We start from the raw sequence: 23,815 nt of genomic DNA, 5'->3' as shown, positions 1-23,815 counted from the left end.
TCAGAGTACCTCTTGTGCCGCTTTTTCCTGGGTCAGCTTGCCCAGGTTGGCGAGAATCAGCAGGGTCGCGCCGACTACCGTCAGGTACACGCCCAGGTCGAACAGCATGGCGGTCGCCAGTTCGATCTCACCCACCAGGGGCAGCCCCCAGTGACCGAAGGCCGAGGTCAGGAACGGCTTGCCGAACACCCAGCTGCCGAGGCCGGTGAGGCCGGCCAGCAGCACGCCGGAGCCGGCCATGCGGTGGTAGTTGAGCGGCAGGCGCGACTGGGTCCACTGCACGCCGTTGGCCACGTACTGCAGGATCAGCGCCACCGCGGTGACCAGGCCGGCGATGAAGCCGCCGCCCGGCAGGTTGTGGCCGCGCAGGAAGATGAACACCGAGATCAGCAGGGCCATCGGCAGCAGCACCCGCGACAGGGTGGCGAGGATCAGCGGGTGGCGGTCGCGCGCCCAGCTGCGGCCGGCGTAGTCGACCCGCGGCTGGATCAGGCGCAGGCCGTCGAGCATGGCGTAGATGCCGACCCCGGCGATCGCCAGCACGGTGATCTCGCCGAGGGTATCGAAGCCGCGGAAGTCCACCAGGATGACGTTGACCACGTTGCTGCCACCGCCGCCGGACACGCTGTTGGCCAGGAAGTAGCCGGCAATGCTGTCGTAGGGACGGGTCAGCACGGCGAATACCAGCATCGCCACCATCACCCCGCTGCCCACCGCCAGGATGAAATCGCGCAGGCCGCGCATGCTGCTCGACTCGCCGTGGCTCTGCGCCGGCAGGAAGAACAGCGCCAGCATCAGCAGGACGATGGTCACCACCTCCACCGACAGCTGGGTCAGGGCCAGGTCCGGCGCCGAGTAGCGGGCAAACGCCAGGGCCACCATGAGGCCGACCACGCTGAGCATCAGCAGCGACACCAGGCGCTGGCGATGGAAGATCACGGTGACCAGCGCGGCCACGGCCAGTATGCCCATGCCCAGGGCGCTGAAGCCGTCGATCGGGCTCATGGCCACCGGACCGCTGACCTGCGCCAGCGGCCCCAGGCCCAGGGCCACCACCACCAGCGCGGCGCCCAGCAGCAGCGCCAGGTAGCGTTGCAGGGAGCCGCTCTCGAGGCGGCCGGTGAGGCCGGCGCAGGCCTGCACGCCCAGCTGGATGGCGCGTTCGAACAACAACCTGGCGTCCATGCTCGGCAAGCCGGCGTACCAGCGGAACAGCGGCTGGCGGAAGGTGTAGACCAGGATGCCGCCGAACAGGGCGATGAAGCTCATCAGCAGCGGCAGGTTGAAGCCGTGCCAGATCGCCAGGCTGTACTCCGGCAGTTGGCCCCCCAGGGTCGCCGTGGCAGCGACGGCCAGCAGCGGCGCCACCGTGTAGGCCGGCAGGATGCCGACCAGCAGGCAGAGGAACACCAGCACCTCCACCGGCACCTTCATGTAGCGCGGCGGCTCATGGGGCGGGTATTTCGGCAGGTTGACCGGCTCGCCGTTGAAGAACACGTCGTGGATGAAACGCAGCGAGTAGGCCACCGAAAACACCCCGCCGAGCGTCGCCGTCGCCGGGATCACCCAGTCGAAGCTGCCGAGCATGTGCAGGTTGAGGGTTTCGCTGAAGAACATTTCCTTGCTGAGGAAGCCGTTGAGCAGCGGCACCCCGGCCATGGCCGAAGCCGCCACCATGGCCAGCATCGCCGTGTGCGGCATGTACTTCCACATGCCGTTGATCCTGCGCATGTCGCGGCTGCCGGTCTCGTGGTCGATGATCCCCGCGGCCATGAACAGCGACGCCTTGAAGGTGGCGTGGTTGATGATGTGGAACACCGCCGCCACCGCCGCCAGATGGGTGTCGAGGCCGAACAGCAAGGTGATCAGGCCCAGGTGACTGATGGTCGAATAGGCCAGCAGGCCTTTGAGGTCGTGCTGGAACAGGGCCATGCCCGCCCCCACCACGAAAGTCGCCATGCCGGTGAGGCTGACCAGGTAGAACCACCACTCCGAGCCGGCCAGCGCGGGGTACAGGCGCGCCAGCAGGAACACCCCGGCCTTGACCATGGTCGCCGAATGCAGATAGGCCGAGACCGGGGTCGGCGCCGCCATCGCGTGGGGCAGCCAGAAATGGAAGGGGAACTGCGCCGACTTGGTGAACACGCCGAGCAGCACCAGCACCAGCGCCACGGGATAGAGCTCGTGGGCGCGAATCGCATAGCCGGCGGCCAGCACCCGCGACAGCTCGAAGCTGCCGGCGATGTGGCCGATCAGCAGGATGCCGGCGAGCAATGCCAGGCCGCCGCCACCGGTGACCGCGAGGGCCATGCGCGCGCCCTTGCGGGCGTCGGTGCGGGAACTCCAGAAGCCGATCAGCAGGAACGACGACAGGCTGGTCAGCTCCCAGAACATCAGCATCAGCAGCAGGTTTTCCGACAGCACGATGCCGAGCATGGCGCCCATGAACAGCAGCAGGAAGGCGAAGAATCGGCCCATCGGCTCCTGCTTGGACAGGTAATAGCGGGCGTAGAGGATCACCAGCAAACCGATGCCGAGAATCAGCAGGGCGAACAGAAAGCCCAGGCCGTCCAGGCGCAGGCTCAGGTTGATGCCCAGTTCCGGCAGCCACTCCAGACGAACCCGCAGCACCTCGCCGGCGAACACCGCCGAGCGCTGGCTCAGCAGCAGCACCAACGCCAGAAACGGCGCCACCCCGGTCGCCACGGCACAGGCCGAACGGCCCAATCGCTCGGCGAACAGGGGCAGCAACACCCCGAGGAACGGCAAGGCGACAATCAGCGCAAGCGCCATACACTAAAACCCCTTCTGCAAGACCGCCGAGATCATGATGGCCGGCGGTTAGCGTCCCGCGAGTGGTCCGACGGCGCGACGCTGGTCTGCGCCCACCCGGCCACCCTTATTCATTTTTGCAGGGCAATGCCTGCTGCCTGGTCTAAGTCATTGTTGAAGCGCGATATTTTGCCGATTATCCATAACTATCGGTAGAGCGTGTTGAATAGAAATATTACCAAAAGCTGTCGATCGGCCGCCTATCGACTCTAGCTGGATGGCCGACAGACGCCCGCTGCGCGTCATGATCGTGGCGAGCGGGCAAGAAAAAGCCGGATCAGCTTGCGCTGATCCGGCTCGGGTGCCGCTCAATGGGAAACGCGACTGGTGCCGTTGACACTGAGGATGCGCACCCGCTCGCCCAGGCGAAAGACCTGGTTCGGTTCGACCTCCTGGACATAGGCACGCATGGTGCCGTCGTCCTCGCGCACGGTGATTTCCACGCCCTGGGTGCGGGTCAGGCCTTCTTCGGCTGCCGCCCCAAGCAGACCGCCGGCCACAGCACCAACCACCGCCGCCACGGCGCTGCCGCGGCCGCCGCCGACACCGCTGCCGGCCACACCACCGACCACTGCACCGGCACCGGCGCCGATCGGTGTCTTGGTGCCTTCGATCTTCACCGGTCGCAGGGATTCGATGGTGCCCATGCGCACGGTCTGTACGGTGCGCGCCTCGGCACGGGAGTAGGTATCGCCGGTCAGGCTGGAGGCGCAACCGCCAAGCGCCAGGGCCATCGCGGTAAACGAGGCGGCAAGCAGAGTGGTTTTACGCATAACGATTCCTCCAATGACTTTCAATGCATTAGACCGCGCCCGCCCGGGCGCTGTCACTGCTATGGCGCAACAATAGCCGAAAACAGCCAACGAACTTAAGCCCCAAGCTGTTGCGCCATGTGCCAGACCCGGGCGATATCGCAGGCGCGGGCCTCCAGTTCCGCGGCCGCAGTGGCGCAGGCCTGCTCCAGGCTGATCGGTCCCGGCGCCAGGCTGAAAGCCGCCTCGATACCGACCTCATACATGCGCTGGTAGCCCTCGCCTAGGCTGCCCGCCAGGGCGATCACCGGCACGCCGGCGGCGCGGGCCAGGCGTGCCACGCCGACCGGCGTCTTGCCATGCAGGCTCTGGGCATCCAGGCGCCCTTCCCCGGTGATCAGCAGGTCGGCGCCGACCAGTGCCTGGGCCAGGCCGGACAGCTCGGCAACCAGTTCGACCCCGGGACGAAAACGCGCGCGGAGCAGGGCCTTGGCAGCGAAGCCCAGGCCACCCGCCGCACCGACGCCGGGAAACGTGCTGAAGTCCTCGCCAAGCTCCGCGGCCACCACCTGGCCTAGCCGCCCGAGCGCGGCGTCCAGCAGCGCGACCTGCTCCGGGCTGGCGCCTTTCTGCGGGCCGAAGATCGCCGAAGCTCCGTGGGGGCCGCACAAGGGGTTGTCGACATCCGCGGCGACCTCCACCTGCACCGCGGCCAGGCGCGGGTCCAGACCGCTCAGGTCGAGACGCGCGAGCCCGGCCAACGCCGCGCCGCCTGGCGCCAGCTCCTGTCCGTGGGCATCGAGCAAGCGCACGCCCAGGGCCTGCAGCAAGCCGGCGCCGCCGTCATTGGTGGCGCTACCGCCGAGGCCGAGAATGATCCGCCGTGCGCCGGCATCCAGTGCTGCGCGGATCAGCTCGCCGGTGCCATAGCTACTGGTGACCGTGGCATCGCGCTGCTCCCGCGGCACCCAATGCAGGCCGCTGGCGGCGGCCATTTCGATGACCGCGGTATCGCCCTCGAGCCAGCCCCAATGGGCCTTGACCGGTGCGCCCAGCGGGCCGCGCACCGTCAGCTCGCGGCGCTGCCCGCCGCTGGCGGCCAACAGCGCATCCACCGTGCCCTCGCCGCCATCGGCCATGGGCCGCAGGCACAGCTGCGCCTCGGGGAATACGGTGACCCAACCGCGAGCGATGGCCGCCGCCACCTCGGGCGCGCTCAGGCTCTCTTTGAATGAGTCCGGGGCTATGACGATTTTCATGGAGCTCCTTACAAGGCTGGGCTTCGCGGGTCGCACCGCACGAGCGGGGCGTGGCCGCCCCTCGATCATCAGGGCGCCAGGCGCTCGCGCAGCCAGGCGCCGTCCCGCAGACGGTAATTGAGGCGGTCGTGCAGGCGGCTGGCGCGGCCCTGCCAGAACTCGATGCGCTCGGGCAGCAGGCGGTAGCCCCCCCAATGGGGCGGGCACTCCGGCGCCTGGTCGAGAAAGCGCTGCTCGGCGTGCGCCAGCAAACCCTCCAACTCGGCACGATCGGCGATCACCCGGCTTTGCGGCGAGGCCCAGGCGCCGAGGCGGCTGCCCAGCGGGCGCACCTGGAAGTAGGCATCGGATTCCTGGGGGGTGACCCGCTCGACCCGTCCCTCGATGCGCACCTGGCGCTCCAAGGCTGGCCAGAAGAAGGTCAGCGCCGCGAACGGACTGGCCGCCAGCTGCTGCCCCTTGGCGCTCTCGTAGTTGCTGAAGAAGGTGAAGCCACGGTCATCCAGCCCCTTGAGCAGCACCACCCGGCAGTGCGGACGGCCATCGGCATCGACGGTCGCCAGGCTCATGACATTGGGCTCGACGGGCAGCTGCTCGGTCTGCACCGCATCGGCGAACCACTGCTGGAACAGTACGAACGGCTCGTCCGGCGCGCGCTCCTCGCTGAGGCCGTCGCGGGTGTAGTCGCGGCGCATGTCGGCCAGGGTCTGGGTCATGGCAAAGCCCTCTAGAACGGATATCCCCTTAGCTTACCGGGGTCCGTGCTAGTTGGCTTGCTTGCTGCTCGCGACCGCCTTGCCGGTGGCGGCCGGCTTGGTCTTGCTCGACTTGGCGCCCGGCACCGCTTGGGCGACCGCCGGAATCACCGCCGGCTGGCTGTAGTGGGCGATCAGCGCATTCAGGGTGACCCGGGGGGTCAGCAGGATCTCCACGCGGCGGTTGAGCGCACGGCCCTCGACGCTGTCGTTGGCGGCGCGCGGCATGTCCGCCCCCAGCCCCTTGACCAGCAAACGGTCCTGACGCAGCCCGCTGAGACGGAAAATCGCGGTGAAGGCCCGCGCCCGTTCATGGCTCAGCTCGCGATTCAGGGTCGCCGCACCACTGCTATCGGCATGGCCGAGGATCAGCACGCCCATGCTCTTGTCGTGCTCCACCAGCTTGGCCAGACGACTGATCGGCCCCAGGGTGACCGGCAGCAGCATATGCGGACGATCGGGGTTGAAGGAGCCCTCCACCGGCGCGGTGACCACCAGCAGGCTCTCGCGACGCTCCAGCTCGAAGTGACTGCCCTTGATGGCCTCGCGCAGCTTGGGCTCGTAGTCGTCCAGCCAGGCCTGGGTGACTTCCGGGGCAGGCATGGCGGCCTGCTGCGCCTGCGGTTTCTTTTCCGAGCCGGCACAACCGGCCATCAGCAGACACAGGACGAGCGCGAGGTTCTTCTTGGCAAACATGGTTAATCCACACGAATCGGTCAAAGAAAAATGGCCACAGGCCAGTATTTATGGGCAGTACCGCCTGGTTATGCCGGGAGTTTAGCCAGACTTCTACAGACAATCCGCCAATACCCGCGCAAGTTTTTGCGCACGGGGGTCCATTAAGACGAACGGTCCTAGATTGTTGGTGACGAAGCCCAGGGCGACATCGCGCTCGGGGTCGGCGAAGCCGGTCGAGCCCCCCGCCCCCGGATGGCCGAAGGCGCGCGGCCCCATGCCATAGGTAGCGTTGGCCACCCCGCCCTGGTCGAGCATGCACCCCAGGCCGAAGCGCGTGGGCGTCAGCAGGGTCCTGTCATCGCCACGGCTGTGCTCGCGGGTCAGCTCGTCGAGCAGTTCGCTTTCCAGCAGGCGTCCGTCGAGCAGGCCGCTGTAGAAACCCGCCAGGCTGCGCGCATTGCCGTGACCGTTGGCGGCGGGCTGTTGCATGCGTCGCCACTCCGGCTTGTTGGTGCTGGTCATGATCGAGGGCGGATTGGTGAAGGCGCGGGTGCTCATGGCCGCCGGCTCGCTCATCGTGACCTTGAGCAGGCGCTGGGCCGCGGCGTCCCCCAGGTTGCCCTTGCCGCGGGCGATATGCGCCACGCGCTCGAACTCGCTGTCGTCCAGACCGACATGGAAGTCCAGGCCCAGGGGCTTGGCGGTGCGCGCCACTATGGCTTCGCCGGGACCGCGCCCTTCGACGCGGCGCAGCAGCTCGCCGACCAGCCAGCCATAGGTGATCGGGGCATAGCCGTGTCCTTCGCCCGGCGACCACCAGGGTTGCTCCGCCGCCAGCGCCGTGACCATTGCCTGCCAGTCGTACAGGGCTTCGGCCGGCAGCGGCTGGCGCAGCGCCGGCAGACCGGCCTGGTGGCTGAGCAGGTGACGCAGGGTGATCTTTTCCTTGCCGGCGGCGGCGAACTCGGGCCAGTACCGGGCCACCGGCACGTCCAGTTCGAGCTTGCCCTCGCCGACCAGCTGCAGCGCGGTGACCGCGGTGAAGGGCTTGGTGCAGGAGAACAGGTTGAGGATGGTGTCGCTGTGCCAGACCTGCTGGCCGTCCTTGTCGGCCACCCCGGCCCAGATGTCCACCACGGTTTCGCCGGCGATCTGCACGCAGAGTGCCGCACCGCGCTCCTGGCGATCCTCGAACAAGGCGGCGAACGCGTCCTTGACGGCCTCGAACTGGAGGTCGAAGTACCCCTGAATCTGCAAAGGAAGCTCCTTGGTCTTGGAAATCAACGAGATGGCGCGCATTGTTCCAGCCCATGGCCGACTTGGGAACCGAGCCGGCGGCGAACCCGGGCCTAGCTAGCCGATCTCCCGACGAAACGGCGGCAAGGCGTTGAGAATTGCCTTGCCGTAGCGTTGGGTCACCACGCGCCTGTCCAGCAGGGTGATGGTGCCGCGATCCGCCTCGGTGCGCAGCAAGCGGCCGCAGGCCTGCACCAGGCGCAGCGAGGCATCCGGCACGGCGATCTCCATGAAGGGGTTGCCGCCGCGCGCCTCGATCCACTCGGCCAGGGCCGCCTCCACCGGGTCGTCCGGCACGGCGAAGGGGATCTTGGCGATCACCACGTGCTCGCAGTAGGCGCCCGGCAGGTCGACCCCCTCGGCGAAACTGGCAAGGCCGAACAGCACGCTCTCCTCGCCGGAATCGACCCGCGCCTTGTGCTTGTTCAGGGTCTCCTGCTTGGACAGGTTGCCCTGGATGAACACCCGCTTGCGCCAGTCGCGCTCCAGGCCATCGAACACCTCCTGCATCTGCTTGCGCGAGGAGAACAGCACCAGGGTGCCGCGCGAGCCGGCCACCAGGCCCGGCAGCTCGCGGATGATCGCCGCGGTGTGGGCCGGCGCCTCGCGCGGATCGGCCTTCAGGTCCGGCACCTTGAGCACCCCGGCGTCGGCGTGATGGAAGGGGCTCGGCACCACGGCGGTCACCGCCACCTTGGGCAGGCCGGCGCGCATCCGGTAGCGGTCGAAGGTGCCGAGAGCTGTGAGGGTCGCCGAGGTCACCAGGGCGCCATAGGCGACATTCCACAGGTTGCGCCGCAGGGTCTCGGCGGCGAGGATCGGGCTGGCGTTGACCTCGATATCGAACAGCGCCCCGCTCTCGGCCAGGGTCAGCCAGCGCGCCATCGGCGGGCTGTCCTCCGGATCTTCGGCGGTAAACGCCAGCCACAGCTCCCAGTTGCCCTTGGCCCGCGCCAGCAGGCTGCCGAACAGCGGGTACCACTCCTCGGCCTGGTGACTGGCGATGCCGATGGTGGCTTCGCCATCCATGGCCTCCTTGAGCTGCTCGGCGACCCCGGTGAACAGGTCGGTGAGCCGGGAGAAGCCCTTCTTCAGTTCCAGGCCCAGCTCCTGCAGGTGCTCCGGCACCAGGCCGCCGACGAAGCGGTGGCGCGGCCGCTCGCGGCCCTCCATGTCTTCGCCGGGCTTGAAATCGGCCAGCTGCTCGCAGGCGCTGAACATGAACTGCTGCTGGATCTTGATCTCCCGCGCCAGCTCCGGCACCTGCTCGATCAGCCGCCCCAGGTCACCCGGCAGCGGGTGCTGGGCCAGCAGTTTGGTGAGGTTCTTGGCCGTCTGCTCGAGCCAGTCGGCGGTCGAGCGCAGGCGGGTGAAGTGGGCGAAGTGACCGATCGCCTTGTCCGGCAGGTGATGACCTTCGTCGAACACATAGAGGGTCTCGCGCGGATCGGGCAGCACGGCGCCGCCGCCCAGGGCCAGGTCGGCCAGGACCATATCGTGGTTGGTGACGATCACATCGACCTTGCCCATGCCTTCGCGCGCCTTATAGAAGGCGCACTGCTGGAAGTTCGGGCAATGCCGGCTGGTGCACTGGCTGTGGTCGGTGGTCAGGCGCGACCAGGTACCGTCCTCCAGCTCCTGGGGCCAGCTGTCGCGGTCGCCGTCCCACTTGTTGCCGGCGAGCTTGTCGATCATCGCGCCGAACAGCTTCTGGCTCTGCTCGTCGACATCGATCCTGAACCCTTCCTCCTCGAACAGCTGGGCGGTGGCGCTCTGGGCCTGGCCTTCCTGCAGCAGCAGGTCCAGCTTGGACAGGCACAGGTAGCGACCGCGCCCCTTGGCCAGGGCGAAGCTGAAACTCAGGCCGCTATTGCGCATCAGGTCCGGCAGGTCCTTGTGCACGATCTGCTCCTGCAGGGCCACGGTCGCGGTGGCAATCACCAGGCGCTTGCCGGCGGCCTTGGCGGTGGGGATCGCCGCCAGGCTGTAGGCCACGGTCTTGCCGGTGCCGGTGCCGGCCTCGACCGCGACCACCGCCGGTTCGCCGTCACGCCGGCCTTCATCGTCGGCCTTGATGGTGCCCAGCACCTTGGCGATCTCGGCGATCATCAGGCGCTGGCCGTAGCGCGGCTTGAGCCCCTTGGCTTCGAGAAAACGGGAATAGGCGCCCTGGATCTGGGACTTGAGTTCGGTACTGAGCATGATGGCCTGGGCGCGGAAAAGCTGGATAAATTTTCAGTGTTTGCAATCGGCGGCTATGATAGCGCGCCAATCAATTCAGCGCAGAACCGCCTGCCCGACTGGAGTACCTGCATGACCCCTTACGCCGCGACTTACGCCCTGCACCTGCTTGCCGCCCTCATCTGGGTGGGAGGCATGTTCTTCGCCTGGATGGTGCTGCGCCCCTCGGCGGTCAGCACGCTGGAAGCCCCGGCACGCCTGAAGCTATGGCTGGAAGTGTTCCGCCGTTTCTTTCACTGGGTATGGGCCGCCGTGCTGATCCTGCCGATCACCGGCGTGGGCATGCTGCACCTGCGCTTCGCCGGCTTCGAGACCGCGCCGCGCTACGTACACATCATGATGGGCCTGTACATCGCCATGCTCGCCCTGTTCCTGCGGGTCCAGGCCTTGCAGTTGCCGGAACTGCGCAGTGCCGTGGCCGCCGAGGACTGGCCGAGCGGTGGTGCGGTACTGGGGCGGATTCGTCGGCTGGTGGGCATCAACCTGATCCTCGGCCTGTTGCTGGTGAGCATCGCCGCCGCCCGCCCGCCTTTCTAGACTTCGCCCTGACCTGGACGCCTCGGCTGAACGCGCCCCCTGGGCGCGACCAGCCTGGGTGCAACCTCTCTAGGCCTGCTCGGCCGCCAAGGGCTCGGGGGCCTGCTCTTCGACCTCGGCCAGTGTCGACAGGTAAAAAATACCGAACAGCATGACCTGCCCGCACGCCAGCAGCGGTCGCGGGCACTGCTTCAACCGCTGCTGGAACAACAGCAACTCGCCGGCATGAATGAACAGGACAAAGGCCCCGGCAATGTTCAGCAGCAAGGCGAAAGGCTGCACAAACGGATCGAGCAGGTTGGCCAGCAACGCGCCCCAGAACAGAGCGGCCAGTATCTTTCCCAATCCCAGCAGTGCCTTCATGATCGCCCCTCGCAGCCGTTAACCGAGCCGCACCTTAACCGCTTTGAGGCGAAGGGACCAGCATGGCAAAGGGCCGGCGTCCGCCGATTGCCGCGGTGAAAACGGCCGGTTGAGCCCGGCCGCCTTCGCTGCCATCAGGGCTGCACCTCGACCTCTGCCTCGACCCGGCGATTGATGGCGCGACCAGCCTCACTGTCGTTGTCCGCCACAGGGCGGGTCTCGCCGTAACCGACTGCGGAGACTCGACCCATATCGATGCCATGCTGCCTGACCAGCACATCACGCACCGCATTGGCCCGCCGCTCGGACAGCCCCTGGTTATAGGCGTCGGTACCGATGGAATCGGTATGCCCCTCAACCACGGTGTTGGTCTGTGGATACTGCTTCATGAAGTCGGCAAGGCTGCGGATGTCGGCCTGACCGTCCGGCTTGACCACCGACTTGTCGAAATCGAACTTCACGTCCAGTTCGACCCGAACCACCTCGAGCGGCTCGGCCTCGACTACCGCCGGACTGTCGGGGTAGACCTTGAGGGGGCAACCATTGTGCCCAACTGACATGCCGCTAGGGGTGTGCGGGCAGCGATCACGGCGATCGAACACACCGTCGCCATCCTCGTCACCGTCTTGGGCATAGCAGATCAGGCCGCCAATCACGGCACCGGCCAGGGCGCCTCCGGCGGCTGCGGTGGAGCTTTCGATTGCGCCCAGGCCTCCGCCAGCCAAGCCGCCAATCGCGCTGCACAGGGGCCAGTTCCCTTGGTTGAGCGGCGCGTCTCCCGTACTGGAAGTCGTGACGCAACCCGAAAGAACACTGCTGACCAATAGAAGGGGTAAAACCACTCTTGCGTGGCGAGTCGACATGGTAGGAGTCTCCTGTGTAACCGGTTGCTACCGGTACCACAGGAGTAAAGGTCCATCCCCCCGGCTACACAAGCCGGGCCCCGACAGACGTCCCCGTCTGTCGGGGCCAGCACGTGCATCACCAGATGGCAGGGGTTACTGACGAGCCTCGACTTCGGCCTCTACCCGACGGTTGATGGCGCGCCCTTCACTGGTGGCGTTGTCGGCAACCGGCCGGGACTCGCCGTAGCCGACTGCATTGACGCGCCCACCCTCTACGCCATATTGATTGACCAGCACATCGCGCACGGCATTGGCGCGGCGCTCCGACAGCCCCTGGTTGTAGGCATCCGTACCGACCGAGTCGGTGTGACCCTCAACCACCGTGGAGGTCTGCGGGTACTGCTTCATGAAGTCCGCCAGGTTCTTGATATCGCCATAGCTTTCTTCTTTGACCCGGGACTTGTCGAAGTCGAACTTCACATCCAGCTCGACGCGCACGACTTCGACGGGCTCAGGCATGGCAGGCTCTTCCATGACCTCTTCGACCATCACCATCTTTTCCGCTTCGGCACCATGTACCCAGCAATAAGCCGCGGCCATGCCGGCACCTACCGCAGCGCCACCAGCCGCCCATGACGAACTCTCGATCGCGCCCAAGGCAGCACCGCCAACACCGCCGACCGCCGCACAAGTAGGCCAGTCGCTCTTCTGCAGTCCGGCGCACCCCGTCAGCAAGCTGGCCGCCAGAATCAGGGGTCCTGCTTTCCTGGTAATGCTCATATACAAGTCTCCTGTAGAAATCGGCCCAAAACCGACACTTAAGGAGTAAAGACGGCAGTTCCACAATTCGCCAGACGATATGCCCTTGAAGTGTCAATCAGCGCTAGGCCAACGCACGACGGCGCGCTAGTCTTTCAGGCCTGATCCTGGAGTCATCGATGAGCGAATCCGTATCTTCCCGCACCCCGCAGCAGGCCCTGGCCGCACAACTGGAACGCTATCTGCCGAGCCGGCTGCTGGTGGTGGGCGCGAGCGAGCTGCCGGCGCTGGCGGCCTACCGCAGCGCCCATGCCGATTGCCAGATCACCCTCGCCGCCGCAGGTGCCTTGCCAAGCGAACTGGCGGCCCAGCGTTTCGACCTGGCCCTGATCGTCGATTGCCTGGAACACCTGCCCAAGCGCACCGGCCTCGAGCTGCTCGGCGGTATCCGCAACCTGAATGCCAACCGCCTGGCCGTGCTGGTCGACCTGCAGGCCTGCGCCTGGCAGGACACCGATTTCTTCGCCCTGGCGATGCAGACCAGCGAGCGCTTCCAGCGCGGCGAGCAGACCCTCAGCCTGTTCACCTATGACCTGCTCGACTATAAACAGGTGCCGGACTGGCTCAACGCCAAGTTCTGGGCCAACCCGGAGAATTTTGGCAAGTACTGGTGGTGATGCATGCCGACAACTGACACCGCGCCCAGCTGCCCGTGCGGCAGCGGCGACCTGCTGAGCGCGTGCTGCGGCCGCTATCACGCCGGCACCCCGGCCCCCAGCGCGGAGCGTCTGATGCGCTCGCGCTACAGCGCCTATGTGCTGGGCGACGTTGACTACCTGCTGGCCACTACCCTGCCCGTCCAGCGGACCGGGCTGGATCGCGATGCCATTCGGGCCTGGAGCCAGCAGAGCACCTGGCTTGGCCTCGAGGTCGAAAACGCCGAAGTGCTCGGTGGCCAACCCGAGCATGCCTTCGTCACCTTTACCGCCCGCTGGCATGATGAGGCCGGCGAACACAGCCATCGCGAGCGCTCCGCCTTCGTCCAGTACGGCGTGCAGTGGTACTTCATCGACCCGACTGTGGGGCTGAACGCCGGCCGCAATGATCCTTGCCCCTGCGGCAGTGGACAGAAATTCAAGAAGTGCTGCGCCGCCTACCTGGGCTGAGCCGCCATCGACTGACACCCGTGAGAGACCCTGCCTGATCAACTGACCTCCGGCGCAACAATCGGGGCGACGGACACTCGACAAGGAGAAACCATGCACAAGCAAATTGGATTGCTGCTCGTCCTCGCCAGCCTGCTGCTCGGCTGCGCCGGCCACCCTTCAGGTGAGCGACTCGACCTGGGCAGCACGGAGCGGGTCAGCCGGCTGTTCGCCTACCCCAACAACTGCAGTGTGGTCTGTTATCGCCCATGGACCCTGGAGCAAACCGTGCAGCATTACCTGGAGCAGAGCCTGAGCCGCGATGGCCATGCGTCGGCCAAGGTTCATGTCGAGCGCAGAGGCGACAGAGTCTATGCCCGCTTCAGTGGCGTGCCCGACGATTACGGCAGACCACTGCAACAGCTGCTCGACAGCGGCGACCTGGCCTTTGAAGGCGCCAGCCGCCTCAATCGTGACGGCAAGTGGCAGTACGACTGGTACTTCTTCCTGCCCCTGGGCATGGCCCTGGACAACCGCAAGAGCGTCGAACTGCTGCACTTCCCGCCGGACTACTCGCTGACCGAGGCCCAGGACTACCTGCGCTCCAGCACCACTGACCGCTGGGCCGAGCTGCTCACGGTCAACGGCATACCGGCAGCCGAGACTGCGGCCTTCCAGACCATCGTCGACATAGCGCCCATTGCAGCGCCGGCCAGCGCCGGAGCAAGCCTGGAGGGTGTCTACGATTACTTCAGCGACTATCAGCAACGCATGGTCCGCGAACTGACTGCGGGCAATGGCGAAGGCGCCCTGCCCATGGTGGCGTTCGGCAGCCCGGTGCGTGACTGGGTGAAGCAGCGCTACGGCGTGCCGTTGAGCGTGCTCGGCCTGGGCCAGATCATCCCGGCGCCAGGCCAGTCGGTGGCCGTGCTGGGTGCCAACCACCCCAGCTATATCTGGTACGCCGCCGACCCGAGCAACTACGGCGGCAACCAGCAAAAGGCCGACCAGGCAGGTCTCAAGGTCATGGGCCAGGACCTCTCGGCTGCCTGCTGGCAGGCCGGCATGGGCCAGAACCCAGGCGCGGACGCCAATGCCACGCTGCAGCGCTGCACCCAGCAGTGGCTGGTCGAAGACCAGCGACAGAGCTGCACGCTGTTCTACACCTCGATCCGCGACCTGACTCCGGCCCAGGCGCAAGCCAAGTGCTCGACAGCCCGGGATGCCATGGCCAGTCACTGAGCCGAGCGCCCGGCTGCACTGAGCCCGCGTCCAGATGCAGCAAGGCCCGCTATGGCGGGCCTTGCGAGGTCACTCCTGCAGCTTCAGGTGCGAGGTATCGGGCGGCGCTGCCGCGGGGTCGGCCGCTGCCTGGCCCATGTCGCTGCCAGGTGGCGCCAGACTGAACTGCGCCAGGTCGAGCTCGGGCGCCTGCGCCTCGGGCTTTTCGTCCTGCAGGTCGTCACCCAGAGGGGCGATGCCGAAGTCCGGCGCGTCCACCTCGGCGAAGGCCGCCATGTACTCATCCCGCGGCAAGACCTTCAGTCGCCCCGGAGCGCCAGCTGCGGACGCTTCGACAACGCGCGCCGACGGCTGCGCCGGCCTGGTTTCGGCGGCGCCGGCCACGCCCCCGGTTTCGGCCACGGCGGGCATGGCCGTGACCTCGACCATGGCGCCGGCGCGCTCAAGGGTTGCCCGGTATTTCTCCGCGCCCGCCGCATCCAGATTGTTCTTGATCACGATGCGCCGCCCCGAGAACAGCAGGGCAATACGCTGCGCGTCGGCCTGGAACAACCTGGCCAGATTGGCCTTGACCAACTCCAACTGGGCGCCCGGCACCAGCTGCCCGGCGAAGGCGATCTCGTAACTAGCCATGGTCACACTCCTGTCCTAATCGATGTCCAGTATGGCGCAGGTTTTTTTACGCTCACAACACGTTGCGGCCGAGCACTTGCTTGTTACACTGTGACGTCCATCGGAGTACCCAATGTTCTATCAGGCAAAAACTATAAGAATTCTTAGCCTACTGATATTTTTTGGCCTGCTTTCAGGCCTCGGCGGATGCTCCACCTGGATGTCAGGTGGATTCAAGAATCCGGATATCCGTCTGCTCAAGGTCGACGTCGTCAAGGCCAAGCTGCTGGAGCAGCGCTTCGTCCTGCGCTTTCGCATCGACAACCCCAACAACGTCAGTCTGCCGGTGCGCGGCCTCGACTACCGGGTTCACCTCAACGAAGTGAAACTGGCCGAAGGCGAGTCCGATGCCTGGTTCACCGTGCCTGCCAATGGCCATCATGTGTTCGACGTGCCGGTGCGTACCAACCTGTGGCGGCACGTGCGGCAGGTCGTCAAATTGCTGGAAGAACCCGACGAACCGATCCGCTATCGTCTCGATGGCGCGGTGAAAACCGGATTCTTGTTCGGTCGCAGCGTGCACATGTCGCGCAATGGCGAGATAATTCCCGGCGATTTCATCCCGGAGTAACCGCACATGAACCAGCAACCCCACGTCCACGGCCCCGACTGCAACCACGATCACGATCACGCACATCATGACCACGACCATGTGCACGGCCCGCATTGCAATCACGGTCACCAGGAACCGGTGCGCAACGCCCTGAAAGACGTCGGCCGCAACGACCCCTGCCCATGTGGCAGCCAGAAGAAGTTCAAGAAATGCCACGGCGCCTAATTCGCGCATGAGCGAACTCACCCTGCTTCTGCTGCTGGCCGGCGCACTGCTGGTGCTGGCGCTCGCCGCCTACGCCTTGCATCTGTGGCGCCGGGTCTGGAGCCAACAGCGGCAACTGGCGCAGGCCGCCCTGGAGCGGCGTGAGCGCCTGGGCGGCGATCTGCAGATCCTCGCCGGCAGCCTGCTCGAGGGCCAGCTGCCGCTGATCGAAGGTGCCATCCGCATCAAGGTGCTGCTCGACAACTACGACAGCACACTGAGCCAGGATGCGCGCTGCGAAGTGTTCCATCACCTGTTCGCCGCCACCGCCCACGTGCCGACCCACGCCGACTGGAAGGCACTGGACAAAGCCGCGCGCCGGCAACACGAAAAGCACTTCAACGAACTCGAACTGCAGCACAAGGCGGCCGCCCGCGCGGCGGCGCGCTGGCTGCTCGACGAGGGCCTGCAGCAGGCGCCCAAGCGCGCCTGACAATCAGCGCGCGCGGCCCCTTGCCAGGCGCTGCGGCGCTCTCTACCTTACGCCGCACCCAGCGCCAGCCATCGCCTCGGGCGGCTTGCTTGCGCCAAGTTGCTAGGCTATCGGGCGGCGCCCCACTCCGACCATCGATCCCATTCCTGCGTCCTGCAAGGAGCCCGCTGCATGCTACCGCGCGCGTTTCGTCCACTGGCCCCGCTGTGCCTGACCAGCGCCCTCGCCTTCAGCCTGCTGCTCAGCGGCTGCCAGTCGTTTCTCGACAGTCGGTATCACGACAGCCTGCCGCCAACCCAGGGCATCGTCCGGGTCCAGGGCCTGGCGCAGAGCGTGGTGGTGCGGCGTAACGCACTGGGTATGCCGCTGATCGAGACCACCACCTTCCACGACGCGCTGTTCGCCCTGGGCTATGTACACGCCAGCGACCGCCTCAGCCAGATGGTCGGCATGCGCCTGATGGCCGAGGGCCGCCTGGCGGAGATGGCCGGTCCGGGGGTGCTGGAAATCGACCGCTTCATGCGCGCGGCAAACCTGAAAAAGAGTGCCGAACTGCTCTATCGCAACGCCTCACCGCGTCTCCAGCGTTTCTTCGAGGTCTACGCCCGCGGCGTCAACGCCTACCTGTTCCGCTACCGCGACAAGCTGCCGATGGACCTGGCGGAATCCGGCTACCGGCCCGCCTACTGGAAGCCCGAAGACTCGGTGCTGGTGTTCTGCCTGCTGAACTTCGGCCTGTCGGTCAACCTGCAGGAGGAACTGGCCGCCCTGGTGCTGGCGCAGAAGGTCGGCAGCGAGCAACTGGCCTGGCTGCTGCCCACCTACCCCGACGAGCCGCTGCCATTCGAGGAGGCCGCCAAGCTCCAGGGCCTGAACCTGAGCGGACAGATCGCCGGCCTGGACGCCGTCAGCCAGGCCGCCGGGCAACTGGCCGAGACCCACATGCTGGGCGTGGCCGCTTCCAACAACTGGGCCATCGCCCCGCAGAACAGCCGCAGCGGCCGAAGCCTGCTGGCCAACGACACCCACCTGCCCCTGGCCCTGCCCTCGCCCTGGAACTTCGTGCAGATCCGCTCGCCGAAATTCCAGGCCGCCGGCGTCTCGATCGCCGGGGTGCCGGCGGTGGTGGCCGGCTTCAACGGCAAGCTGGGCTGGGGCATGACCATGGTCATGGGCGACAACCAGGACCTGTTCCTGGAGAAGGTCAAGCGCGAAGGCGGACGCCTGCTGTACCAGGCCGACGGCCAGTGGCTGGCCGCCCGGGAGCGCCAGGAAACCTTCTTCATCAAGGGTGAGCGACCGATCCGCGAGACCATCTACGAGACCCGTCACGGACCGCTGCTGAACTCGGTGCTGGGCGAGCGCAAACACCGCCTGCAGCCAATGCAACTGAACAGCGGCTACGGCCTGGCCCTGCAGACCGCGCAGTTCGAGGCGGACCAGTCCCTGGATGCACTCTTCGACCTGTCCCGCGCCCAGTCGGTGGAGCAGGCGTTCGAGGCGACCCGGGAGGTCCGCGCCATGCCGCTGAACATCGTCTTCGCCGATGCCCAGCACATCGGCTGGCAAGTCACCGGGCGCTTTCCCAACCGCCGCGACGGCCTCGGCCTGCTGCCATCGCCGGGCTGGGACGGCAGCTATGACTGGGACGGCTTCGCCGACCCGATCCTCCATCCCTACGACCAGGACCCGCCCCAGGGCTGGCTGGGGACCGCCAACCAGCGCACCATCAACCGCGGCTACGGCATGCAGCTGTCCAACTCCTGGTACTACCCAGAACGGGCCGAGCGCATCGCCGCACTGGCCGGCAGCGGCAAGCACGACCGCGCCAGCATGATCGCCATGCAGTACGACCAGACTTCGCCGTTCGTCGCCAAACTCCAGGCCATGTTGACCGCACCCGGCATGGCCGAGTCGCTGAAGCAGGCCACCGATGCGCTGCCGCAGGACCAACGCACCAAGGCCCAAGCCGCCCTCGAGCGCCTGCTGGCATTCGACGGCAAGCTCGCCGCCGACTCGGCCGACGCCGCGCTCTACGGCGCCTTCCTCCATGAAAGTGCGCGGCAGATCTTCCTCGATGAACTGGGCCCAGACGGCAGCGCGACGTGGAAGGCCCTGGTGCTGGCGGCCGACACCTCCTACTCGGCCCAGGCCGACCACCTGCTCGGCCGCGATGACAGTCCGTTCTGGGACGACCTCGGTACGCCGCAGAAGGAAGACAAGCCGGCCATCCTCGCGCGCAGCCTGGCCGCAGCCATGACCCTCGGCCAGGCTCGACTCGGCAACGATCCTGCGACCTGGCAGTGGGGCACCCTGCATCGCTACCACTGGAGCAGCGACCTCACTCAGCTCTCGCAATACATGGGCGCCAGCCAGCGCTCCCGCATCAGCGCGCTCAAGGACTACCTGGATCGCGGCCCCTATCCGGCCGGGGGCGACCACAGCACCCTCAACGTTTCGGCCTACCGCTGGGGCGAAGACTTCGATACCTGGCTGATCCCCGCCATGCGCCTCGTCGTCGACTTCGGCAGCGAGGAACCGCTGATCGGCCTGAACAGCTCGGGACAATCCGGCAACCCGGCCAGCGACCACTATGCCGACGGCATCGAGGCCTGGCGCAAGGGGCACTACATGAGCTTTCCGTTCCAGCCGCAGAACCTCGATAAGGCCTATGGCACCAAGCGATTACTGCTGGTGCCCGGACCATGACGACCGTTCGTCGGGTCATTTTGAACCGATGGCCCGGGCCGCCGCTCTGAACCTGCAGACTTACTCCATAGTTCATCGTTTTAGGGCGCCTGCTGGCGCCCTTTCTTTTGCCTGGATTTTGCCTCGATGCCGCTCACGGGCAGCAGCGGCGACCCGTGCCGCGCCGCTCACTCCTCACTGATACTGGTCACGGTAATGCCGTAACACTCCAGCAGGCGCACCGCGGGCGTCTGAATCTCGTAAGGGCTATCCGGCTCCTGCGCCTCGAAGTCCCGTCCGGCCATTTCCAGCAACCACTGCACCGCTTGCTCCATGCTCGGCTTGGTCGCCGACTCGACCTCCAACACCCCGGCCCCCTCGTCTTTACTGTAGGTAATCATCCACTTGGCCATCACTGCCACCTCCCTACTGACAACCGCAATCCAGCTAAAACCGTATTCTTTCTAGATTGGACCATTGCGGCACTGTCGGCATTCCCCTGGAGCCGGCGGACAGCCTTCATGCACGCCGGCCAACCCTGCCCCAGGGGCCGCGTTGCGAGCCGGTACTGCTCGTCGGAAATAGGCTTAGGGCAGGTCGAAAGGCTCGGGCGGCGTGCGCTGCAGTCGCTCGATCGTCCCCGTGCCCTCTTCGCTCATGCGACTGAGCACCCTCTGATTGCCGTCGACGATGTAGGGGGTGATGAACACCACGGTTTCGGTTTTGATGTTGGTGCTGAAGTTCTGCGAGAAGGCCCGGCCCAGGAAGGGGATCTTGCTGAGAAAGGGCACACCCCTGCGGCCCTCGATCAGGTTTTGCTTCATCAAGCCGCCAATGAACACCGTCTGGCCGTCGTTGACCAGCATCTGGGTGGACACCTCGGTGGTCTTCTGCGAAGGAATGCCCAGCTGATCGATCGCCCCCGAGCTGACCTCCGGGTGGATATCCATGAGGATTCGGCCCTCGTCATCGACCGTTGGCTTGACCTTGAGGATCACCCCGGATTCGAGGAACTCGATGCTCTCGGTGGTCACCTGATTGATGGTGGTGGTGACCTTGAAGCCCTGCCGGTCGCCGATCACGGCGCGTGCCTCTTTGCCCTCCAGCGCCAGAATCTTGGGCGTCGACAGGGTTCTTAGGCGGTCATTCTGCTGCAGGGCCCGAAGAAAGAAATCGACGTCCTTATTGACGAAGTCGATGAACAGACCGTCCACCGCGGGCGCCAGCCCGGTGGTGCCGATCACGCCCTTGCCACCGCTGAACAGCACCTTCCAGTCGATGCCGAAATCCTCGCTGTCGCCCAGGGTGACCTCCATGATCTGCGCCTCGATCAGGATCTGCCTGGGCTTGAGATCGATATCCTTGAGCAGCTTGGCGATGCGCTCGAGGAAGACTGGCTGGTCCTCCACCACCAGCAGGCTGCGATCGCCCAGGGTGGTGATCTTGCCGTACTGCGAGAGGTGCTTCTGCAGGATCTCCTGAATCAGCAGCGGGTCCGAGTACTGGATCTTGAAGGTTCGCAGTTGCGTCAGGTTGCTGTAATCGTATTTGCCGCTGTCTTCGCGACTGACGATGAAATAGCTGCCGTCGCGCTGCTCGACGACAAAACCGGCCGCGCCGGCGATCATGCGGATCGCTTGTGCTTCGCCGACATCATAGAGATTGACCGATACCGGCCCGGTCACCTCCTTGGATAAAAGGATATTGATCCGGTTGCGGCGCGAAAGCATGTTCATGACCTCGCCGATCTCCACCGCCTCCACGTTCAGCGTCACCGGCATGGCATGGACCGAGCCTGCGGGGAGGAGCATCAGTCCCGCCAGCATCCAGCCCAACGGTCGTGCGATCGCTGAAACGCCCATCTGCCCCTTTCTGCACTTCACCGTTACTCTTCCCCATGGCCTTTTAATCGGATTCGAATCGATTCATTGTTCTTGCGAAACACCGCCGCTTCTTCAGAAACCTGCGTCAACAGGTAACCATCGATCGCCTCCCCCAAGGCAACAATCGTCCCGCCCACATTGACCACCGAGTGTTCTCCGGCCAGCAGAATCCCGCGCAGTTCCAGGCCCGCCCCGGCCTCGAGCGAAACCGCCTGCGATGCAGCCTGGGACAGCGTGGGCCGGCTGAAGGGGTCTGTTGTCACCTCCGCCCGTGACTCTCCAGCCACGGCCAGGATGCCAAACGTCATCGCCAACAGCACGAGCGAGTATCGACTCATTTAATTTCCCGGTAGGTGGTCAAGGACAACTTGATCGACAACGGCGTCTGTCCCGGCTCGGTCGACAAGGGCTGAATATCAAAGTGGGAGATCACCACGAAGCCAAGCGCTTCGCGCAATTGCTGCAGCCAGGCGTAGAAGTCGAAATAGTTGCCCTTCAGTTCGACCTCGAACACCAACTCCTGATATCGATCGATGGTGGTGCCCTGGCGCGGGACAACGCTGGACAGCGCCACTTGATGGCGCCAGGACAAAGTTTGCAGGGCATCGACCACGTAATTCTGCAGCTGCTTGGCCGGCAGCTGCGCCATATCGCCATGCAGCCGGCGCTCGAGCTGGGCCACCACTTGCCGCAGGCTCTCCAGTTCCTGATCCAACTGCTCGCCGCTGCCGGGCGTCTGCTCGATCAGCGCCAGGCTGTCGCCCACTGCCAGATAGCTCTTAACCTGCGGAACCAGCAAAAGGCTGACCAGCGCCACCGTCAGCAGCAGTGCAGCGCCGCCCACGGCCAGGACCAGAGATCGGCTATCGAGCGTTTTTAGCCATTGATCCCAACTCATCCGGCCACCTTGCTGCTGACCATTACTTCCAGGTCGAAGTCCACCACCTGCGAGGCTGTGTACTGACGCACACTGGTGCGTTTGAGGTAGGCATCGGTCACTTGCGGCTGCTCCAACAGGCGGCGGATGAAGGCCGACAGGGTCGCATGGTCCAATGCCTGGCCCTTGACGCTCATCCGCGTGTGGAACTGCATCACCTGGCGCTGACTGTCCTGTGGCGAGGTCTGCGACGGGACGACAATAAAGTAGCCGGTGTCGCCCGCCTGAGGGGCCGCCTGTTCCACCAGGCTGCCATCACGCTGGAAACTCCAGCGCATGAACCAGACCCCCTCGTCCACCAAAGCCCGATCGATCGCCTGCAGCAAATCCGTGGCGGCGATGCCGCTGCGCAGCCCCTCCAGAAACCGGGCCTGCTGCTGCAACTGCTGGTGGACCTTGCCCAATTCGAGCAGCTGGGTGCGCTGCAGATCGCTGATGTTGCGCTGCGCCTGAAGCGCTTCCAGACGCTGCTCCATCTGCCGGCTCTGCCAACCCAGCCCCAGGCTCACCGCCGCCACCAAGGCGGCCAGCAGCAACTGCAGCCAGACCATGCGCACGACAAAACGCCGGCGCCACAGCCAGGCGCGATAATCCTGGGGTATCAGATCGAAATCATGCATCGACGCCCAGCCCCCTCAATGCCAGGCCCGTGGCGATGCACAGATCCTGGCGCAGCCCCCTGTAGGCGAAACTATCGGCGAATGCCGATAGCGGATCGGGCAAGACTACCTCGATGTTGATCAAACGCCTCAGCTGACCGTGCAGTCCCTGCCAACGCGCCAAGCTGCCGAGCATATAAACGCGCGTGACAGCCTGGCCGTGCAGCTCCGAGGCGGCGTACAGCAATGCTCGATTGATCTCCTCGGCGAGGTGCATCAGGTCCGGCAGCAGCACCTCCATGACCAGGCCCTGCAGCTCCGTGCTGTCGTCCGCCGACTCAGGATCCGCCAGCATTGCCCTGATCATCTCGGCATCGATTTGCAGCTCCGCGGACAGGCGCTGCAGCAGCGTCTCCTCGCCGAAGTCCATGCGGTGATCGAACAGCAGGCGGCGGCCGGATATCAGGGTGATGTAGCTGCGCCGGCTGGCGAAATTGATCACCAGATTGTGCTCGGTGCTGGCGCCTCCGGTCAGGCTGGTAATCAGGCGGCGAATGGCCACCTGGCCGATCTCCAGCCCCTCGACCTCCAGCCCAGCGTTGCGCAGCAGTTCCAGATAGCCGATCACCTCCTCACGCCGGGTGATGGCCACGATCGCGGAGCGATCCGCGCGCTCCGGGTCCTGGCGGGTCGGTATGTAGTCGATCACCAGTTCGTCCAGATTCTCCTTCAGGCGTCCCTGCAACAGTTCGAAAATCACCGCGGCGTCGCCCTGCTCGCCCGCCGCCCGATAATTCAGCGACAGGGTACGCACCATGGCCGCCGGCAGGGTGGTGACCACGCGCCGCCCCTTGAACGGGTGCTGACGCAGCAGCTGGGTCAGCAGCGGCTTCAGCGCCCGGGCCGAATGCAACAACTGCTCACGATCCTGGCCATAGGGCACCGAGGCGCAGGCCTGGATCTGCATGTCCCCCTGGTGCTGGCGCAGTTGCGCCACATTGAGCTTGCCCAGGGCGAACTCCAGCCCAATGGCCCCGTAGCGAGCCTTGTTGTGTTCAGGCAGTACCAGTCCCATGGCAGCG

General features: G+C 65.7%; 24 protein-coding genes and 1 pseudogene. 8 read left to right on the top strand and 17 right to left on the bottom strand.

The window, feature by feature from the left end:
• The 7 genes from KDW96_RS18690 to dinG all read right to left on the bottom strand — a co-directional run bounded on the left by KDW96_RS18690 (position 1) and on the right by dinG (position 9,774).
• On the bottom strand, positions 1–2,793 hold the full coding sequence (locus tag KDW96_RS18690; RefSeq protein WP_255837718.1) for a monovalent cation/H+ antiporter subunit A: 2,793 nt from the start codon (positions 2,791–2,793) through the stop codon (positions 1–3).
• 347 nt (positions 2,794–3,140) lie between these two features.
• Positions 3,141–3,605, bottom strand: coding sequence for an outer membrane lipoprotein (locus tag KDW96_RS18685; protein ID WP_255837717.1), 465 nt, complete (start codon positions 3,603–3,605; stop codon positions 3,141–3,143).
• 95 nt (positions 3,606–3,700) lie between these two features.
• Positions 3,701–4,843, bottom strand: coding sequence for a glycerate kinase (locus KDW96_RS18680; protein ID WP_255837716.1), 1,143 nt, complete (start codon positions 4,841–4,843; stop codon positions 3,701–3,703).
• A 68-nt stretch (positions 4,844–4,911) separates the two neighbouring features.
• On the bottom strand, positions 4,912–5,559 hold the full coding sequence (gene pdxH, locus KDW96_RS18675; protein WP_255837715.1) for a pyridoxamine 5'-phosphate oxidase: 648 nt from the start codon (positions 5,557–5,559) through the stop codon (positions 4,912–4,914).
• Positions 5,560–5,607: 48 nt separating this feature from the next.
• Positions 5,608–6,294, bottom strand: a complete 687-nt coding sequence (locus KDW96_RS18670) for an OmpA family protein (protein WP_255837714.1) — start codon at positions 6,292–6,294, stop codon at positions 5,608–5,610.
• A 93-nt stretch (positions 6,295–6,387) separates the two neighbouring features.
• The gene (locus tag KDW96_RS18665; protein ID WP_255840563.1) at positions 6,388–7,533 is read right to left on the bottom strand and encodes a serine hydrolase domain-containing protein; all 1,146 of its coding nucleotides are present in this window, start codon (positions 7,531–7,533) and stop codon (positions 6,388–6,390) included.
• 96 nt (positions 7,534–7,629) lie between these two features.
• On the bottom strand, positions 7,630–9,774 hold the full coding sequence (dinG, locus tag KDW96_RS18660; protein ID WP_255837713.1) for an ATP-dependent DNA helicase DinG: 2,145 nt from the start codon (positions 9,772–9,774) through the stop codon (positions 7,630–7,632).
• Between the two features lie 111 nt (positions 9,775–9,885).
• On the opposite strand from dinG, the gene KDW96_RS18655 reads away from it, so the two are divergent.
• Positions 9,886–10,350: a CopD family protein gene (locus KDW96_RS18655; RefSeq protein WP_255837712.1), complete on the top strand. Its 465-nt coding sequence runs from the start codon at positions 9,886–9,888 to the stop codon at positions 10,348–10,350.
• A gap of 69 nt (positions 10,351–10,419) precedes the next feature.
• Here KDW96_RS18655 and KDW96_RS18650 read toward each other — a convergent pair whose 3' ends face one another.
• The 3 genes and pseudogenes from KDW96_RS18650 to KDW96_RS18640 all read right to left on the bottom strand — a co-directional run.
• Positions 10,420–10,713, bottom strand: coding sequence for a DUF1145 domain-containing protein (locus tag KDW96_RS18650; protein WP_255837711.1), 294 nt, complete (start codon positions 10,711–10,713; stop codon positions 10,420–10,422).
• Between the two features lie 134 nt (positions 10,714–10,847).
• Positions 10,848–11,576: a PA1041 family peptidoglycan-binding anchor lipoprotein gene (locus tag KDW96_RS18645; protein WP_255837710.1), complete on the bottom strand. Its 729-nt coding sequence runs from the start codon at positions 11,574–11,576 to the stop codon at positions 10,848–10,850.
• A 135-nt stretch (positions 11,577–11,711) separates the two neighbouring features.
• Positions 11,712–12,074: pseudogene (locus KDW96_RS18640) on the bottom strand (OmpA family protein); the annotation flags it as partial.
• A 422-nt stretch (positions 12,075–12,496) separates the two neighbouring features.
• On the opposite strand from KDW96_RS18640, the gene KDW96_RS18635 reads away from it, so the two are divergent.
• The 3 genes from KDW96_RS18635 (at position 12,497) to KDW96_RS18625 (ending at position 14,704) form a co-directional block, all read left to right on the top strand.
• Complete coding sequence (locus tag KDW96_RS18635) at positions 12,497–12,994, top strand: DUF6231 family protein (protein ID WP_255837709.1); 498 nt, start codon at positions 12,497–12,499, stop codon at positions 12,992–12,994.
• Between the two features lie 3 nt (positions 12,995–12,997).
• The gene (locus KDW96_RS18630) at positions 12,998–13,483 is read left to right on the top strand and encodes a YchJ family protein (protein ID WP_255837708.1); all 486 of its coding nucleotides are present in this window, start codon (positions 12,998–13,000) and stop codon (positions 13,481–13,483) included.
• 93 nt (positions 13,484–13,576) lie between these two features.
• Positions 13,577–14,704: a hypothetical protein gene (locus KDW96_RS18625; protein WP_255837707.1), complete on the top strand. Its 1,128-nt coding sequence runs from the start codon at positions 13,577–13,579 to the stop codon at positions 14,702–14,704.
• Positions 14,705–14,773: 69 nt separating this feature from the next.
• Here the strand turns inward: KDW96_RS18625 and KDW96_RS18620 are convergent, their stop codons facing one another.
• Positions 14,774–15,337, bottom strand: coding sequence for a hypothetical protein (locus KDW96_RS18620; RefSeq protein ID WP_255837706.1), 564 nt, complete (start codon positions 15,335–15,337; stop codon positions 14,774–14,776).
• Between the two features lie 112 nt (positions 15,338–15,449).
• On the opposite strand from KDW96_RS18620, the gene KDW96_RS18615 reads away from it, so the two are divergent.
• The 4 genes from KDW96_RS18615 (at position 15,450) to KDW96_RS18600 (ending at position 19,335) form a co-directional block, all read left to right on the top strand.
• Positions 15,450–15,947, top strand: coding sequence for an LEA/WHy family protein (locus tag KDW96_RS18615; RefSeq protein WP_255837705.1), 498 nt, complete (start codon positions 15,450–15,452; stop codon positions 15,945–15,947).
• A gap of 6 nt (positions 15,948–15,953) precedes the next feature.
• A complete protein-coding gene (locus KDW96_RS18610; RefSeq protein ID WP_255837704.1) occupies positions 15,954–16,154 on the top strand; it encodes an SEC-C metal-binding domain-containing protein in 201 nt (66 codons plus the stop codon).
• A gap of 7 nt (positions 16,155–16,161) precedes the next feature.
• Entirely contained in the window at positions 16,162–16,626 is a 465-nt protein-coding gene (locus KDW96_RS18605; RefSeq protein WP_255837703.1) for a DUF2489 domain-containing protein, read from the top strand.
• A 171-nt stretch (positions 16,627–16,797) separates the two neighbouring features.
• Entirely contained in the window at positions 16,798–19,335 is a 2,538-nt protein-coding gene (locus KDW96_RS18600; RefSeq protein WP_255837702.1) for a penicillin acylase family protein, read from the top strand.
• A 167-nt stretch (positions 19,336–19,502) separates the two neighbouring features.
• On the opposite strand, the gene KDW96_RS18595 is transcribed toward KDW96_RS18600, so the two are convergent.
• The 6 genes from KDW96_RS18595 to pilM all read right to left on the bottom strand — a co-directional run bounded on the left by KDW96_RS18595 (position 19,503) and on the right by pilM (position 23,808).
• A complete protein-coding gene (locus KDW96_RS18595) occupies positions 19,503–19,727 on the bottom strand; it encodes a hypothetical protein (RefSeq protein ID WP_255837701.1) in 225 nt (74 codons plus the stop codon).
• A 174-nt stretch (positions 19,728–19,901) separates the two neighbouring features.
• Positions 19,902–21,125, bottom strand: coding sequence for a type II secretion system protein GspD (locus tag KDW96_RS18590; RefSeq protein WP_255837700.1), 1,224 nt, complete (start codon positions 21,123–21,125; stop codon positions 19,902–19,904).
• Between the two features lie 74 nt (positions 21,126–21,199).
• Entirely contained in the window at positions 21,200–21,535 is a 336-nt protein-coding gene (locus tag KDW96_RS18585; protein ID WP_255837699.1) for a hypothetical protein, read from the bottom strand.
• On the bottom strand, positions 21,532–22,095 hold the full coding sequence (locus tag KDW96_RS18580) for a type IV pilus inner membrane component PilO (RefSeq protein ID WP_255837698.1): 564 nt from the start codon (positions 22,093–22,095) through the stop codon (positions 21,532–21,534). The genes KDW96_RS18585 and KDW96_RS18580 overlap by 4 nt, the downstream gene beginning before the upstream one ends.
• A complete protein-coding gene (locus KDW96_RS18575) occupies positions 22,092–22,754 on the bottom strand; it encodes a PilN domain-containing protein (RefSeq protein WP_255837697.1) in 663 nt (220 codons plus the stop codon). The genes KDW96_RS18580 and KDW96_RS18575 overlap by 4 nt, the downstream gene beginning before the upstream one ends.
• The gene (gene pilM, locus KDW96_RS18570) at positions 22,747–23,808 is read right to left on the bottom strand and encodes a pilus assembly protein PilM (RefSeq protein ID WP_255837696.1); all 1,062 of its coding nucleotides are present in this window, start codon (positions 23,806–23,808) and stop codon (positions 22,747–22,749) included. The genes KDW96_RS18575 and pilM overlap by 8 nt, the downstream gene beginning before the upstream one ends.
• Positions 23,809–23,815: the final 7 nt, after the last annotated feature.

This window comes from Pseudomonas benzenivorans (assembly GCF_024397895.1).
GTDB lineage: Bacteria > Pseudomonadota > Gammaproteobacteria > Pseudomonadales > Pseudomonadaceae > Aquipseudomonas > Aquipseudomonas benzenivorans_A.
The sequence above is the reverse complement of the archived record's forward strand: the minus strand, read 5'-3'. Positions and strand labels throughout refer to the sequence as shown.